Annotated in this window: 16 protein-coding genes; 9 read left to right on the top strand and 7 right to left on the bottom strand. The window is 62.6% G+C overall.

The features are described from left to right. Positions 1-119: 119 nt before the first annotated feature. On the top strand, positions 120-1,172 hold the full coding sequence (gene argC, locus GKIL_RS13365) for an N-acetyl-gamma-glutamyl-phosphate reductase (RefSeq protein ID WP_041244761.1): 1,053 nt from the start codon (positions 120-122) through the stop codon (positions 1,170-1,172). Here argC and GKIL_RS13370 read toward each other — a convergent pair whose 3' ends face one another. Then, complete coding sequence (locus tag GKIL_RS13370; protein ID WP_023174185.1) at positions 1,173-1,709, bottom strand: rubrerythrin family protein; 537 nt, start codon at positions 1,707-1,709, stop codon at positions 1,173-1,175. A gap of 312 nt (positions 1,710-2,021) precedes the next feature. Between GKIL_RS13370 and GKIL_RS13375 the strand changes: the two genes are divergently transcribed. Further along, positions 2,022-3,017 (top strand): photosynthetic reaction center family protein, encoded by a 996-nt coding sequence (locus tag GKIL_RS13375; RefSeq protein WP_071824811.1) that lies wholly within the window; start codon positions 2,022-2,024, stop codon positions 3,015-3,017. Further along, positions 3,014-3,922 (top strand): N-acetylmuramic acid 6-phosphate etherase, encoded by a 909-nt coding sequence (gene murQ, locus GKIL_RS13380; RefSeq protein ID WP_023174187.1) that lies wholly within the window; start codon positions 3,014-3,016, stop codon positions 3,920-3,922. Before GKIL_RS13375 ends, murQ begins: the two co-directional genes overlap by 4 nt. A gap of 11 nt (positions 3,923-3,933) precedes the next feature. Here murQ and GKIL_RS13385 read toward each other — a convergent pair whose 3' ends face one another. Beyond that, positions 3,934-5,262: a S41 family peptidase gene (locus GKIL_RS13385; protein ID WP_023174188.1), complete on the bottom strand. Its 1,329-nt coding sequence runs from the start codon at positions 5,260-5,262 to the stop codon at positions 3,934-3,936. Between the two features lie 33 nt (positions 5,263-5,295). Further along, a complete protein-coding gene (locus GKIL_RS13390) occupies positions 5,296-5,787 on the bottom strand; it encodes a hypothetical protein (RefSeq protein WP_023174189.1) in 492 nt (163 codons plus the stop codon). Between the two features lie 163 nt (positions 5,788-5,950). On the opposite strand from GKIL_RS13390, the gene GKIL_RS13395 reads away from it, so the two are divergent. From GKIL_RS13395 to GKIL_RS13420, 6 genes are all read left to right on the top strand, one after another. Next, positions 5,951-7,030: a response regulator gene (locus tag GKIL_RS13395; RefSeq protein WP_023174190.1), complete on the top strand. Its 1,080-nt coding sequence runs from the start codon at positions 5,951-5,953 to the stop codon at positions 7,028-7,030. Further along, positions 7,027-7,416: a chemotaxis protein CheW gene (locus GKIL_RS13400; protein ID WP_023174191.1), complete on the top strand. Its 390-nt coding sequence runs from the start codon at positions 7,027-7,029 to the stop codon at positions 7,414-7,416. The genes GKIL_RS13395 and GKIL_RS13400 overlap by 4 nt, the downstream gene beginning before the upstream one ends. A 19-nt stretch (positions 7,417-7,435) precedes the next feature. Beyond that, a complete protein-coding gene (locus GKIL_RS13405) occupies positions 7,436-8,626 on the top strand; it encodes a tetratricopeptide repeat protein (RefSeq protein WP_023174192.1) in 1,191 nt (396 codons plus the stop codon). 39 nt (positions 8,627-8,665) lie between these two features. Then, on the top strand, positions 8,666-9,145 hold the full coding sequence (locus tag GKIL_RS25650) for a hypothetical protein (RefSeq protein ID WP_023174193.1): 480 nt from the start codon (positions 8,666-8,668) through the stop codon (positions 9,143-9,145). 46 nt (positions 9,146-9,191) lie between these two features. After that, positions 9,192-9,458: a GNAT family N-acetyltransferase gene (locus GKIL_RS25655; protein ID WP_245595937.1), complete on the top strand. Its 267-nt coding sequence runs from the start codon at positions 9,192-9,194 to the stop codon at positions 9,456-9,458. Positions 9,459-9,789: 331 nt separating this feature from the next. Then, complete coding sequence (locus tag GKIL_RS13420; RefSeq protein ID WP_023171280.1) at positions 9,790-10,818, top strand: IS110 family RNA-guided transposase; 1,029 nt, start codon at positions 9,790-9,792, stop codon at positions 10,816-10,818. 282 nt (positions 10,819-11,100) lie between these two features. On the opposite strand, the gene GKIL_RS13425 is transcribed toward GKIL_RS13420, so the two are convergent. The 4 genes from GKIL_RS13425 to GKIL_RS13440 are packed head-to-tail and all read right to left on the bottom strand — an operon-like array spanning position 11,101 to position 15,198. Continuing rightward, on the bottom strand, positions 11,101-11,874 hold the full coding sequence (locus GKIL_RS13425; RefSeq protein ID WP_023174195.1) for an ABC transporter permease: 774 nt from the start codon (positions 11,872-11,874) through the stop codon (positions 11,101-11,103). After that, positions 11,874-12,719, bottom strand: a complete 846-nt coding sequence (locus GKIL_RS13430) for an ABC transporter permease (protein WP_023174196.1) — start codon at positions 12,717-12,719, stop codon at positions 11,874-11,876. The genes GKIL_RS13425 and GKIL_RS13430 overlap by 1 nt, the downstream gene beginning before the upstream one ends. After that, complete coding sequence (locus GKIL_RS13435) at positions 12,716-13,825, bottom strand: ABC transporter ATP-binding protein (RefSeq protein WP_023174197.1); 1,110 nt, start codon at positions 13,823-13,825, stop codon at positions 12,716-12,718. Before GKIL_RS13435 ends, GKIL_RS13430 begins: the two co-directional genes overlap by 4 nt. Continuing rightward, positions 13,822-15,198: a PP2C family protein-serine/threonine phosphatase gene (locus GKIL_RS13440; protein ID WP_023174198.1), complete on the bottom strand. Its 1,377-nt coding sequence runs from the start codon at positions 15,196-15,198 to the stop codon at positions 13,822-13,824. Before GKIL_RS13440 ends, GKIL_RS13435 begins: the two co-directional genes overlap by 4 nt. Between the last annotated feature and the right edge of the window lie 2 nt (positions 15,199-15,200).

Raw genomic sequence — 15,200 nt, forward strand, 5'->3', positions numbered from 1 at the left:
TAGCGTAAATTTTTGCGAGAAGCGGTTTTGCGATGAGAATCCCGCTCAGCATCGGTGCAATTGCCGGTCCAGGCATTACACTGATGGCCGGACGATCGGTTGCCAGGGGCGGGTTGACGATGCCAGAGAAACTGCAGGTCGGGATTGTCGGTGCGTCCGGATACGGGGGGGTGCAGCTGGTGCGGCTGCTGCTCGATCATCCGGGTGTGGAGATCGCCTTTCTCGGAGCCCACCAGAACGCCGGTACGCCCTTCGGTGAACTGTACCCCCAGTTGGCGCACCGCATCGACCAGGTCTGTGAGGCCATCGATATCGAGCAGATAGCCGGGCGCTGCGAGGTGGTTTTTTTGGCGACGCCAAACGGGGTCGCCTATACCCTGGCCCCCCCGTTGCTGGAGCGGGGCTGCCGGGTCTTCGATCTTTCGGCGGACTACCGCTTCGTCAACCTCGCCACCTACCAGACCTGGTACGGCGGCGAGCGGCAGGATACAGCCGTTGCCCGCGAGGCGGTCTACGGGTTGCCGGAACTGTACCGCGAGCGCCTCCGGACAGCCCGATTGGTGGGCTGTCCGGGCTGTTATCCCACCGCTTCGCTCCTGGCGGCGGCACCCCTGCTCAAGCAGGGACTCATCGATCCGCGCAGTTTGATCATCGATGCCAAGTCCGGCGTTTCAGGGGCTGGGCGCACCCTCAAGACCAGTTCACTTTTCGCCGAAGCGGACAGCAGCGTCGCTGCCTACAACGTCGCCCGCCACCGCCACATCCCAGAAATCGAGCAGATCTGCTCGGAGCTGGCCGGTACCGAAGTGCAGGTGCAGTTCACACCGCACCTGATTCCGATGGCGCGGGGGATGCTCGTCACCCTCTACGCCCAGCTGCGCGACCCCGGCCTGGTGAGCGAGGACATGCTCACGATCTACGCTGCTTTTTATCGCCAGTCCCCGGCGGTGCAGATTCTCGCCAGCGGCGTCTACCCGCAGACCAAGTGGGCAAGCGGCACCAACACCTGCTTTATCGGCCTCGAAGTCGATCCGCGCACCGAGCGGGTCGTCGTGCTCTCGGCGGTGGACAATCTTGTCAAAGGCCAGTCGGGGCAGGCGATCCAGGCGATGAACCTCAACCAGGGCTGGGAGGAGATGCTGGGCCTGCCCGCTGTCGGCTTTTATCCGTGACTAGACAGCCACCAGGCGCTCAAGCGCCCGCTGCACCCACTGCATGTGGCGCTGTTCACTGGCTGTGATCGCATCGAAGCGCTGGGCGATCGCTTCTTTGCCCTGCTCGCGGGCGAGGCGGGCAAAGGCCGGATAGGTCTTGGTCGCTTCGATCGATTCGACCTCGAGGGCGGTCTCGAGGGCGCGGCGCAGTCCACGCGGATCGCTGCTGACCAACTCCATCTGGGCCTCGATCTCGCCGACGAGTCGCCGGGCCTCGGTCGTCTCGGGAGAATCCTTGATCTCCAGTTGCGGATAGAGTTCGCGCAACAGCTCGGCGTGCTCCTTCTCCTCGCGGGCAATCGCCTCGAACATGCCGGCCACCTCGAGCGCCCCGGACTGGCGGGCAATCTCGGCGAAGGTGGGGTACATGCACTCGTGCTCGTAAATCTCCACTTCGATCGAGGAGGCAGCGTTCAGGTCCGTCTGATCGTGGTAAACCGCTTCTTGAAAAAACCGGTCGATTCCGAGAAAATCTTCCTGGTAATTGAGAGTCATCCGTACCGTCCTCCAACTTAAAACAGTTTGCGAGCGCAGCCCCGCATCTTACAAGTCATTTGAGCACTCGATCTCGTCTAAATCCATTAAGTTTTTTGTAGAGAAGTAGTGAGCAATTTTCAGGGACTGGGCGGGAACCGCCGGGAGTCTGAGTGCTTACTTTCTAAAGGTTACAAGAGGTCATAACTGGCCCCTGCCCTGGGCTTCAAGCTGCTACTAATAAGATGACGAGTTGAAGCCAGGGAGAAGACCGTGGCCGCAGTTGTTGAAAACCGGCGTTCCAGGGGACCTTGGGATCATTTTTGCGATTGGGTGACCAGCACTGAGAACCGTTTTTATGTGGGCTGGTTTGGCGTTCTGCTTTTTCCGACGATGTTCGCGGCGGCCAGTTGCTTTGTGGTTGCCCTGATCGCGGCTCCGCCGGTGGTGATCGACGGGTTGGGCCGGATGATGGGCGGTTCGCTCATCGACGGCAACAATGTGATCACTGCGGCAGTGCTGCCTACTTCCCCGGCAATCGGGTTGCACTTATATCCCATCTGGTCGGCACCGTCGGTTACCGAATGGTTGCTCAACGGCGGCCCCTACCAGCTCATCGTGTTGCACTTTTTGATCGCCGTCGCCGCTTATCTGGGACGGCTGTGGGAGTTTTCGTACCGGCTGGGGATGCGTCCCTGGATCGCCATTGCCTTCAGCGCTCCGGCTTCGGCGGCCTTCGCTGTCTTTTTGATCTACCCGATTGGCCAGGGAGCCTTCGCAAGCGGAATGCCCCTGGGGATTACAGGCACATTCAACTGGATGCTGCAGTTGCAGGCTGAGCACGACATTCTCAACCATCCGCTGCACATGCTGGCGGTGAGCGGCGTGCTGGGGGCAGCACTTTTGAGCGCGTTCGACGGCTCGGTGTCCGCCTCGGCTCTGGTCAGTCGGAGCAGCGACGAAGCAGCAGGGGCGGGTGATCTGATCGAAACTTACAGTCTCTGGGGCGGTTACAACTATGTCTGGCGGCTCGCCATCAGCCCCGTGGGCCTCGTCAATCCCCGGACGATCGCAGCCACCCTGGGCGTCTTCTCGACCCTGGGTGTCTGGTGCGGCACACTGCTGGTGACGGCGGTGGCCTTTAATCTGGGCGGCCTCAACTACCAGCCGATTCAGGAGGGCCGCTTCAATCGGACGATTCCGACCTGGGCAGACACGATCAAGCGGGCGGATGCCGGTATCGACGGCATGATGCAGCCTGGCACGATTGCGGTCGCCGACGCGGTACAGTACACCGCTGAGTGGCTGCCGAACCGTCCGCTGCGATGAGCGAGCGCGCCCACCTGCTCACCGAGCAGATCAATCCCAACAGCATCAACCTCGACCAGCTCGACACTCCCGCGCTGGTCGAGTTGTTTTGTGATGAAGATGCCCTGGTGGTGCCGGCGGTGCGCACGGCCAGGCTGGCGATCGCCCAGGCGATCGACCGGGTGGCGCTGGCCCTCGGTAGGGGGCACCGGCTTTTTTATATCGGGGCTGGCACCAGCGGCAGGCTGGGCGTCCTCGATGCAAGCGAGTGCCCACCGACTTTCTGTACCGCTCCTGAGCAGGTTCAGGGCATCATCGCCGGGGGAGTGAGTGCCCTGACCCGCAGCGTCGAAGGAGCAGAAGACGATCCGCTGGCCGGTGCTGCGGATCTGGCAGCCCGCCATCTGGAGGCAGGGGATGTGGTGGTCGGGATCAGTGCCGGGGGGACGGCTCCCTACGTTCTCGGTGCCCTGGGCTACGCCCGGCAGGTCAGTGCAGCAACGGTCTTTGTCGCCTGCGTGCCGACAGAGCAGATCCCGGCGCAGTGGGACATCGAGATTCGGGTGCCGGTGGGAGCGGAAATTCTCGCGGGTTCGACGCGCCTGAAGGCCGGTACAGCCACCAAGCTCGTGCTCAACATGCTCTCGACCGGGGCGATGGTCCGTCTGGGCAAGACCTGCGGCAATTTGATGGTCGATGTCGCAGTCACCAATCAAAAGCTCTACGACCGGGCGGCGCGCATTCTCACGACGCTGACAGAACTGGAGCGGGCCCAGGCCATTCAGCTCCTGGAGGCGAGTGGGCGGCGGGTAAAAGTGGCGCTGCTCATGCACTGGAGTGGCCAGAGGGCTGAGCTTTGCGCTGAGGTGCTATCGGCGAATGGCGGGTTGTTGCCGGTTGCGCTTCAGCGGTTGCAGCAGCGCTGAGAAGAAACAGTCTACGGCACCTGGGCTCCCGAACGGCTCTGAGAAGAAGGACTGGTCGCCTGCGGGGGTGGGGTGAGGGCTTTGAGCAGAGTGGTAGTGCCCTGTTTGTACTGGGGATCGGCGGCGGTGGCGACCTGTTCGATCGTAAATTTTTTGCGCAGCTGCTCAGGAAAAGGGGCCACAATATCCGGGTTCAGCCCCTTGTGGCCGATATCCTGACCGGCGGGCGTCAGATAGTGGGCGATGGTGACATTCAGCCCCGAGCCGTCGGAGAGGGCGTTCATCTGCTGAACGAGGGCTTTGCCAAAGGTTTTGGTGCCGACCAGGGTGGCCCGGCGATTGTCCTGCAGGGCACCGGCCAGGATCTCGCTCGCTGAGGCGGAGCCGCCATCGACCAGGACGACCATCGGCAGGCTGCTGACGGGCCGGTGGGCGGAGGCCACCGTATCCTGGACGCCCTCGCGGTCGATGACTGAGACGATGTTGCCGTTTTCAAGAAAGAGATTGGCGATGCCGATCGCCGCATCGACCGCACCGCCGGGGTTGGAGCGCAGATCGAAGATCCAGCCCTGGGCACCCTGATGCCTGAGAGAGAGAAGTGCTTTTTTGACCTGGGAGGTGGCTCTGGCAGAAAATTCTGCCAGCCGGATATAACCCAGTTTCTGGCCCTGTTCGCTCTTGAGGGCAGCGGTGACCACCGGCAATTCGATAGGGGCGCGGGTGAGAGTAAATTTGATCTTCTGCTTGCGGTTGCGCAGAACGGTGAGGGTGACCTGCGTACCGTTCTCGCCCCGGATGCGGCGCGTCACCTCCGGCAGCGGCACATCGGTGGTCGGACGGCCATCGACGGCCACCAGCTGATCTTCGACGTGTACGCCGGCTCTGGCGGCGGGACCACCGGCTACGGTCGCTACGACCTGGGGCAGGCGGCGATCGGGGGAGGGCGGGCGCAGGGTAACGCCGACACCGATAAGCTGGCCGGAGGTTTCTTCGGTCAATGCCTGAAACTCGCGCGGCTCTAAAAAGCGCGTGTACGGATCGCCCAGCCCTTCGAGGGCGGTGCGAATCGCCTTGTAGGCGTCCGCTTTGCTCGCGTACTCGCGGCTGAGCAGTTGTTGGCGGACCCGCTGCCAGTCCTGCTTGTTGAAGGTCGCATCGACGTACTCGGAGTTGACCGTCTGCCAGACCTCGTCTACGATTGCCTTCGGCGAATCTACAAGCTGCAGATCAAAGGCGACAGGCAGAGGCGGACGGGCCTGAACGGCTGCCGGAGCGCTCAACACCGCTCCTGAGAGTAACAGCCACACCAGGGTGCGGCGAAGGCGGTACATTCCGAGCATCGGTCTTTCCTGCTAGGCGTTGAGCTATTACTACTACACCTGTTGGGGAGTGGCAAGTCTCACGGACTGGGCTGCGATTGCCCCGGATCTATCGTCGAACTGGCGCAGTTGTTGCTGCAAGGTGCTCTGCCAGCGATCCAGGTGTTCGTAAAGCCGCTGCACCGCCTCGGCGCTCAGGCTGAGGGGAACGAGCCGGGCCGCCTGCTCATCGAGGACAGCCTTGCGGTTGGCCAATGAGCGCCGCTGGTGGCCGAGGGAAGTGCGCAGGGCCAGGTGCGCCTGGGCTTCAAAGCTTTGTGGATCGAGCCGGGTGACTTCTGCCTCGCGCTGCGCGTACTCCTCGGACTGGGCGCGCAGAAAGGCTTCGCACTGCGCGTACTCCTGCCGCCTGCGATCGAGGGCCTGCCGGGCCTGCGGTTCGCTGCCGCTCAGCTCGTCGAGCAGTTGTCGGTGTTGCTCGCAGCGGGCGATCTCAGCCAGCAGGGCAGTGAGTTGCGGGCTCGAATCTGTGGTCAGGTGGCGCACGGTGGATGTCCTTTGGCGCGGAAAGCTGGCTTCAAGCTAGCTCGCGGGCCGCTCCTCGCCCACGCCAGAGTGGTTTTTCTCTGGTGTGGGCGTGCGGCACTGTCCGGAAAAAGATCACAGGGGCCGGGGCTGAGAAGATCGGCCCGTGCCTGGGGATAGCAATATGCGTGGTCAACTGGACGGCTCTCATCTGCCCGGCTTGCTGAGGGGAATAGCCAGGAGCGCTCAAAGTGGTGAGCTATTGATCGAGGACGGCCAGGAACGCGGCTGGTCGCTGCTTTTTGCCGAAGGCCGCCTGCTTGCGGCAAGTGCCATCGATAGTCTCGAAGCGCTGCACGATTACGCCAGTTCCCTTGCCGTCGAGGTGGAGCGCTGCGTCGGGTCGCCGCCGGTCCTGCAACTCATCGAAAGGGGCGGCCTTGCCCCTGATCGAGCCGAAGCGCCGCTGCGGGCGATGGCGGCGGAGGTGCTGTTCGAGCTATTGGGTAGCGACGGCGGAACCTTTTGTTTCGATCCAGCCGTCCGTCTGCCGCCGGTGGGGTGGGGCTGGGATCTTGAAACGCTGCTCATAGAGGCAGATGAACGGCTGAGCGCCTGGCGACCGCTGCGCGCCTTGTTAATGTCCCTCGATGTCTGCCCACGCATCGTCGAGGCCCAGAAGTTGCAGCAGTCGGTGAGTGCCCCGGTCTGGCAGCAGCTCAGCCAGTGGCTGAACGGCGAATACAGCCTGCGGCGGTTGGGGCGGTTTTTGGGCCGCGACGCGGTGGCGGTGGGCGAGGCGATTGCTCCGTATCTCGCCGAAGGCTGGATCGAGCTGACCGGTGGGGCAGCCGCGCCGCCCGTTCGTTCCGGCTGCATCGGCTGCATCGATAGCAGCCTTGCTGTCCAAAAGTATATCTCTTCACTGCTGGCGGAGCGGGGCTACAGCGTTCAGGCCATCGCCCATCCCTTCGAGGCGTTCGAGCGATTCGCAGGCGAGCCGCCGGCTTTGATCTTGCTGGCGGCGGAGCTGCCCTGGCTGAGCGGCTACGAACTTTGCCCCCTGCTCAGGCAAAAGCCTGACTTGAGGACGGTGCCGATCGTTCTGCTTACCGCCGAAGCCGGGGCACTGCCGGATGCCCGTGCCCGGATCGCCGGAGCGTCCGCCGTGCTGGCCAAGCCCTTCAGCGGGCGCGAACTGAACGAGCAAATCGAAAAATTTTTGCCCGCCGTCTTTGATCCGCTTGTGGAGGTTGCCGCGTGAAAGTTCTAGCCCCTGCCACCGGCCAGGCTTATCTGACGTTCGATCTGGGTGGCTCCGGTCGCTACGCCCTGGCAGCCTCAGTGGTCTGCGAGGTCATCGAGCTGGCTGCTTGCCAGGTGACAACCCTACCGGGTACCCCGGCGGCGGTAGTGGGAATTTTCGGTCGTGACGGCGAGCTGTTCTGGCTCATCGATCCGGCTGGCCCCCTTGAGGGCAGGTTGATAACAGCCCAGCGCTCCTGTTGGCCTGCCATCGTCGTCAATGAGCCCGCAGGCGGGCGGTTCGCCCTTGCCGTGAACGCTGTCGAGGCGGTCGTTTCGCTCGCAGCGGGGCGATCGATCCTTGAACCTCCGGCCTTGCTCGCGCTTTGTTGCCGACCGGACTAGACATCTAAGGAGCCTCCCGATGGTCCACACCGCCGATTACCAGCGCGCAATCGAAACGTTTGCCCAGGAGGAGTACGAAGTAGCAGAGGGATTGTTCGTTGCCCTGGTCGAAGCGCAACCGGGAGATGCAAATCTGCGGCTGTGGTTGGCCCTGGTTCAAGAACAGCGGGGCAGAACCGATCAGGCCCGCGAGCAGTACGAGGTCGTGCTCGGCCTTACAGGCGAGCCGGAACTGTTGCAGGCCGCTCAAAAGGCGCTGCAGCGCTTCGATACGGTCGCTTCTGGTCCCCAAAAACTGCCCAGACCAATCGTTGACGATGCGCCCAGGCAACAGCAGCCAGTCATCGAAGATGCGCCGTCCCGTCCTACCGCCCCGGTTCAGCTTGCACCCGAACTGGTCGCACCGCCCGAGGAGAGCGACTTTGCTGCGATCTTTCGCGCCGAGGCTCCTGCGACCCGCCCCGCTCCTGCACCCCCCGCTGGTCTATCGGCGGCAGAACTGCTCAGCCGCCGCCAGACGGTTGCCGTTGCCGTGCTTGCCCTAGCAGCGATCGGGGCGGTTGTTTTTACTTTCTTCTGGCCCCGCTGGAATCCGTTCGGTCAAGGGGAGGCAGCCGTACCCGGTGCAGCCGGTGCTCTCGCTGCAGTTGGGATCGTAGCAATCGTCGCTGCAGTGGCCGGGCGCTACCTGCGCTGGGCGGCGTCGGAGGTGAGCGGAGGCTGCGAGCAACGGCCACAAACCAGCGACAGCGCTGCGGCACTGCTCAAAGGGGCGGACGATCTGGCTCAGGTACTTGCCACCTGCTGCACCTCCCTGCAGCCTCCGCTTCTCGCTATGCAGCACCTCGCAGCAACCTACCAGGACACAGCATCCAGCTCTGCCTCCTGCCCGGCCCTGGACGATTACCGGCAGCTCACCAACCGGCTTCGCCTGCTCGCCCTCAACGCCAGCATCGAGGCGGCGCACCGGGGCGACGGCGCACACCGCTGGGCGGCAGAGTTGGGACAGCTCGCCGGGCAGGCGGGCGGTATCCTCGAAGCGCCCCCCTCTTGCCAGTCACCGCCAGAAAAAACGCTGCAGACCAGCCTGATCCAGCAACTGCACAGCCAGAACGAAGCGCTGCAGGCGGCCCTGTTAACTCTGGCGGCCCTTGAAAGGCAGGCCCAGTCGTTCTGCAACCAGCTCGAAAAATGGCAACAACCGGGCTGAGAGCGGCGAGAACAGATTACTTGAGAGAAAATTTTCACCATGCAACCGAGCCCGCTGGAAGAACTGTTTACGGCCCGTCGCGTTCAGCCTGTCCCGAGCCGACCCGTCGCTCAGGTGCATCCGCTATTTGAAAAAAAGCAACCGTCTGTCAGAAGCGGGGAACTGCCGGTGCTCGTCTGCCCGCACGCTGCAGGCACGATCGCCCTTGCCCTTTCTGAGATCGTCGAACTCATCGAGTTACCTGGTCCTGTCCGGCCTTCCGTTCCCTGGCGCGGCCAGGACGTTCCCTGCCGGAGTTTCGCTGCGACTTCTACCAGTGCCCCAGCGCTCTACGCCATCGTGAGTTTAGATGGCGACCACCTCGCCCTGCCGCTCGAAGGTTGGCCTGCGGTGGCGCAGTGCCGCTTTCAACCGTTGCCTGGACCTGTGCCGCCGCCGCGAGGGATTGCTGGGGTGGTGCATCTCGAAACAGGCCAGATCTTGCCGCTCATCGATGTCGCTCGTTGTCTGCACTTCTGACGGTTCAATCAACCTGAACCTGGCTCCAGGCAAAGTTCACCGGAACATGCCTGATCCCATCCCCGTAGCTGTGCTCGGGAGGCTGGCTGTGGATCGAAGTCTGGAAGGCCAGGGGTACGGAAAGGGCCTGGTAAAAGACGCCGTACTCCGTGTGATGCAAATAAGCGAGGTTATCGGGGTCCGCGCTATTCTTGTACATGCTATCTCGGAGTCTGTTCAAAATTTCTATCTAAAGCGTGGTTTTCTTGAGTTGCCAGTTGAGCCTGTGACCCTGATGCTGCCAATGCATGGGGCAGGGAAGACATACACATAAGTAGACGAAGGTGATTAAACGTCAGCTCCAAGCAGCCCTACGTCCCTTATGGCAGAAGAAAAATACTACAAGCCTGCAACTGACTGTACCCATCCCCTCTGCAGCCCAGTTACAGTGAACCCCCCCTCGTATATTGCTATTGGTTCCAAGGTAGCGGTGAGGACTGTGCCCCCCCTTGCGGCTTTGACCGCGTGGAAGAGATTGTCCCCCGCTATCAAGGACCGGCAAAGCTGAACCGTATCGAGTGGCACTGACCACGTATCACGAGGCTAGACTTTTGCCGTCCTGCGGAACTTGCCTACCTCCTCTGAAGCTTCAACTGGAGACACTCATGCAGCGAGACGGTTCACAAAACGACTATCAGCTATTTGTCGGTATTGATGTGGCGGCACTCACTGTCACTGCCGCCTGGCTGCTCACCCACGCAAAGCCTACCGCTGCCATCACACTGCCCCAAACCCCCGAAGGACACTGCCAATTGGCCGAACGCTTACTCGCCGTCTGTCCCACCGCCGCTGAGGTGTTAGTGGTCATCGAAGCCACAGGCTCCTACTGGATGCGACTGGCCACATTTCTGGCGCTCAAAGGTTTTGCCGTCAGTGTGGTCAACCCCGCTCAGTCTCATTACTTTGCCAGGGCACTGCTCAAGCGTTCCAAAAGCGATGCGCTTGATGCCCAGACGCTTGCCCAACTCGCTGCCGCCCTGCAACCTGGTCTTTGGCAGCCGCCGCCTGAGATTTATTACCAACTCCAACAGCGCCTGCAGCATCGCGATGCCTTGCTGCAGCAACGCCAACAACTGCACAACCAGTTGCACGCTCTGCGGCAATTTCCGTTGGTGGTGGCGGCGGTACAAGCGAGTCTGGAGCAGTTGAGCCACACCTTCGATGAGCAGATTGCGCAGATGGAAGCTCAGCTAGAAGCGCTGCTCGCCCAAGACTCGCTTTGGCATCAAGCTGCAACCAAGCTGCGCACTATCAAAGGCATTGGGTCTGTCACCGCTGGGTGGGTGTTGGTGAGTACCCTCAACTTCGGCTGCTGTGCAACGGTGGAAGCGGCGGTGGCCTACGCGGGTCTCGCTCCCCGCTCCCACCGTAGCGGCACCAGCCTTCATAGACCAGAGCGCATCGGCCATGCAGGCAATGCCCGCTTACGCACGGCGCTGTATATGGCGAGCTTGAGTGCGATCCGCTGCAATCAGCAGATTAAAAGCTTTTACCAGCGGCTACGAGCAGCCGGTAAACCGGCAAAGGTAGCGCTTTGCGCTGCGGCTCGCAAACTCTTACACATTGCCTGGGCGGTTGTGAAAACAGACACGCCTTTCGATGCAGAGCACGGCAGGTTGGTTTGCTTGCAGTAGGGCGGAGGAAGAGAAGAAAGGAGGAGGCTGCTTGACTCTCAATACCGTATCTCTTCTCCTCTGCCCGGCGGGGCAGGGGAGGAGAGCGGGGGGCAGGGGGGGTGTGGAGGGGTGGGGACCGTTTTAGCGATACCCAAAAAACAAAAGAACGCCCCCCTCCAAAGAATCTACTTCCCCCACTCCAGCCCAAAACCTGATGCTTATTTGGCTTCGTCTACTTAAGTTCTTGATTTCTGGCAGGAAGTTTTCGGCCTGGAGCAAGCTTCCGAGGAACTGGGTAGTTCACAACCTTGTCCTGGCTCGACGAGCGAACACCTGTCCCGCAAACAGAAGCAGGCTGACAGCGCCGATCCAGAGGGTGGAGAGGGCGTTGATCTCTGGAGTAATGCTGAAGCGCACCATCGAGAAGATGCGCAGAGGCAGGGTGGTCGAGCCGGGACCGGCAGTAAAAAGGGCGACCACGTAGTCGTCCAGCGAGAGGGTAAAGGCGAGCAGGGCACCGGCCAGCACCCCCGGTCCGATGGCCGGTAGCGTCACCCGCCAGAAGGTGGTGAGTTCTTTTGCTCCCAGATCCATCGCTGCCTCTTCGAGGGCAGGATCGTAGTCGGCGAGGCGGGCACGGACGGTAAGGGCGACGAAGGGCGTGCAAAGAACGACGTGACCGGCAGCAATCGTCACCAGTCCGCTCGGCCAGCCCAGCCGGGAAAACCAGATCAACAAGGCGATACCGAGGACCACGTCCGGCACGATGATCGCCGTGTACAGCAACAGTTCGGCGGGACGGACGGCCCGGTAGCGTTCGAGGGCGAGGGCGAGCAGGGTGCCCAGGATGGTCGAAAGTAGCGTCGCTGCTATGGCCACGATCAGCGAGTTGAAGGTGGCTTCCCGGAGACGCTCGTCGGCAAAGAGCACGCCGTACCAGCGCAGCGTAAAGCTCTGCCACTGCAGGTTGAGTTTCTGGCTGTTGAACGAAAAGACGACCAGCACCAGGATGGGCAGGTACAAGTAGGCAAAGACGAGGGCTGCCCAGAGTTTGAGCCAGAAGCTCCTTGCCATCAAAGAAGCGGCTCCCGTCCGGCAAAGCGCGAATAAAGAGCGAGCAGAACCAGGGTCAGCGCCACCAGCACCATTGCCGCCGCCGAGCCGAAGGGCCAATCGCGGGCGGTCAAAAACTGGTTGCGGATCAAGTTGCCCACCAGCAGGGTGCGGGCTCCCCCCAGCAGGTCCGGTACGGCGAACATGCCCATCGCCGGGACGAAGACGAGGATGCTGCCTGCGACGAGTCCCGGCAGGCCCAGCGGCAGAACGATCCGCCAGAAGACCTGGGACGGCTTTGCCCCCAGATCGGCGGCGGCGGCGATGAGCGCGGGGTCGATCTTTTCGAGGCTGGCGTAGAGGGGCAGGACCATGAAGGGCAAAAATTCGTAGATCATGCCGATGAGCACCGCCGTGGGGGTGTAAAGAACATCCAGCGAGGCGCGCCAGAGGCCAAGACCGGCAAGCAGGCTCTCAAGCAGCCCGCCGGTGCGCAAAATCAAGATCCAGGCGTAGATGCGGATCAAAAAATTGGTCCAAAAAGGCACCAGCAGAGCAAACAGGGCGATCTGGCGCAGGGTGCGGGGGGCGCGGGCCAGCCAGAAGGCGAGCGGATAGCCGATCAACACCGTGGCGGCGGTGGTGAGGGCGGCGATGGCGAGCGAATCGAGCCAGATCTTGAAGTAGAGCGGGTCGAAGAGCCGAACGTAGCTCTCAAAGTTCAAGCGCAGCAGAACGTCGCCGTAGGGGCCACGGCTGAGCACGCTCATCAGCGCAACGAGCAGCAGCGGGACAGCGAGAAAGACGAATAGATAAACAACCGCCGGAGCCGCAAGCAGCACACCCCTGGAGGCGGAGGACTTCACGGCGCGCTGTCCGGCAGGACGACCGTATCGCGCCAATCGACCGCAAGCCGGCAGGACGTTCCCGGTGACAGGTTGCCAGTGTCGGCGCGATTTTGGAGCAGCACCCGCAGCTGCAGGCCGCCCTCTAAGGCCACCCGCTGCAGGGTCTGGGCACCGCTGTAGCTGGCTTCGAGCAGGGTTCCAGAAAACCAGTTGCCCGCACTGGGAGAGGCATCCACCGGCAGAAGCTGCAGTTTTTCTGGCCGGATCGAGACGGCCACCGGTGCGCCGGGGGCAAGGGGCACGGTGGCTACGCCGCGCAGTCGCCGGTTGAGGGCTGGGACGAAGATCGCGACACCGCCTGCGGCCTCCTCTGATTTGACTGTACCGGCAAGCCAGTTGGTCTCGCCCACGAACTCGGCAACGAAGCGGCTGGTGGGCCGCTCGTAGATTTCGCCTGCCCTTCCTACCTGGGCAATCTGGCCCTGGCAGATTACGGCGATCCGATCGGAGAGGCTCAAAGCTTCGTCTTGATCGTGGGTGACAAAGATAAACGTGATGCCCGTCTGCCGCTGCAGAGCCTTCAGTTCGGTGCGCAGTTGGCGGCGCAGTTGCAGGTCGAGGGCGCTCAGCGGTTCGTCGAGCAGCAGCACCGCCGGTCGCTTGGCGAGGGCACGGGCGAGGGCGACGCGCTGCTTCTGGCCGCCGGAGAGCTGGTCGGGGCGTCGGCTTGCGAGCTTTTCGAGCCTGACCAGTTCAAGGGTCTGCTCGACCCTGGAGCGCACCTCGCGGCGGTCGAGCCGCTCCATCTCAAGCCCAAAGGCGATGTTTTGATAGACGTTCAGGTGGGGAAAGAGCGCATAGCTTTGAAAGACGGTGTTTACGGGCCGGCGGTACGGGGGCACTCCGGCCATCGGCTCACCGAGGATGGCGATCGTGCCGCTGTCGGGTGCCTCAAAACCGGCAATCAGCCGCAGGAGCGTCGTCTTTCCGCAGCCGCTCGCTCCCAAAAAAGAAAAGAACTCCCCCGCCTGCACGCTCAGGCTCACCCCATCGACGGCCCTGAGCCGGTTTCCAGCGGGGTCACAGAAGGACTTGACGATCCGATCGAGTTCGACGACGTTCAACGGCGGCGCTCATCCTGGGCGGCGTACTTCAGCAGAATAAACGTAATGTTGTCGTGGCCAAGTTCCTCAAGAGCCAGATCGACCAGCGCCTTTGCCCCGACGATCAGATCGGTGTCGAGCAGGGGCAGCAGGGCGCTCTGCCAGAAGCGCTCGATCAGGCCACCATCGCACAGCCCATCGCTGCACAGCAGCACCAGGCACTCCTCCGGCAGGACGAAAGTCTGCACGGTGGGCTGCAGCGGAGACGCGGTGGCGACTCCGAGGGCCTGGGTGAGGTTGCCGCTGCTACTAATCTGCAGCATCGCGCCGCTGGTGGCGCGGGCCAGGCTCACCTCCTGGTTGGCAACGTCGTCATCGACTGTAAGTTGCTGGCAGTGGTGGCGGTCGATGAGGTAGATGCGGCTGTCGCCGACGTGGGCGATGTGCAGCAATCGCCCGCTGAGCAGGTAGGCGACGACGGTCGTGCCCATCTGGCGAAACTTGCTGCGTCCCTGGCGGCGATTGGCCTCGAGGATCTGCTCGTTGGCACGATGCAGCGCCTGGAGGAGGCCCTGGCGCAGCTGCAGGGGCGGCACCTGCTGGGTGCTCAGTTGGGCGAGGTCGTACTTGAGACTTTCGAGGGCCATGCGGCTTGCCACCTCGCCTGCCTCGTGGCCGCCCATACCGTCGCAGACGATCCCGAAGCTGCCTTGAGAGTCGTAGGCGAAGCAGTCCTCGTTGTTGTCGCGCCGCCCCGGATCGGTGATCCCGTAGACATCCGGCGGTCGGGTGAGCTGCCAGCGGCCTGCCTGGGCCTCAAGGGCAGCGAGCAGGGCATCGGCTGTGGCAAGTTCGCCTGCGGCGACGGCGCGGGCGATCTGCGACAGCGACGGCGCGAGCGGCTGCAGAGCAAGCCAGGCACTGCCCAGCGCGCTCAAAGATGGAGGCTGGCTGTCCGTAGCCAGATAAAACAGGCGAATCTGCCAGCCAAGCACGCCAATGTTGTCCGGCGACAGCAGGGAGGAGGCGACTTTTTCTTGCAGACACGGTTTCCAGAGCCGGACAACCTGGATAAGCCAGCCGAGCTGCTGCAGATAACTGGCCCCCGCCCATCCCTGGACAAGGGTCGGCCAGGGAGAACCATCGGCAAAGAGCGGCCCGTTGGTCAACAGTACCCACGGCGGGCCGTCCAGAGCGCTGGAGCAGGTATAAATTTCTGGAATCGCCCAGCGAAACAGGTTGAGCCGCTGGTACGGTCGGGCGAGGGCAGGCAGTTGGGCAGGGGACTCGACTGGTTGCTCCGGCTCAAGATCGCGGACCACCAGCGGAGCCGGGGCGACTATCTGATAGCGCCTGCCTGAAGCCTGGCAATTGCCGCTCATCAGATAGTACATTG

The sequence above is a fragment of the Gloeobacter kilaueensis JS1 genome, assembly GCF_000484535.1.
Lineage (GTDB): Bacteria > Cyanobacteriota > Cyanobacteriia > Gloeobacterales > Gloeobacteraceae > Gloeobacter > Gloeobacter kilaueensis.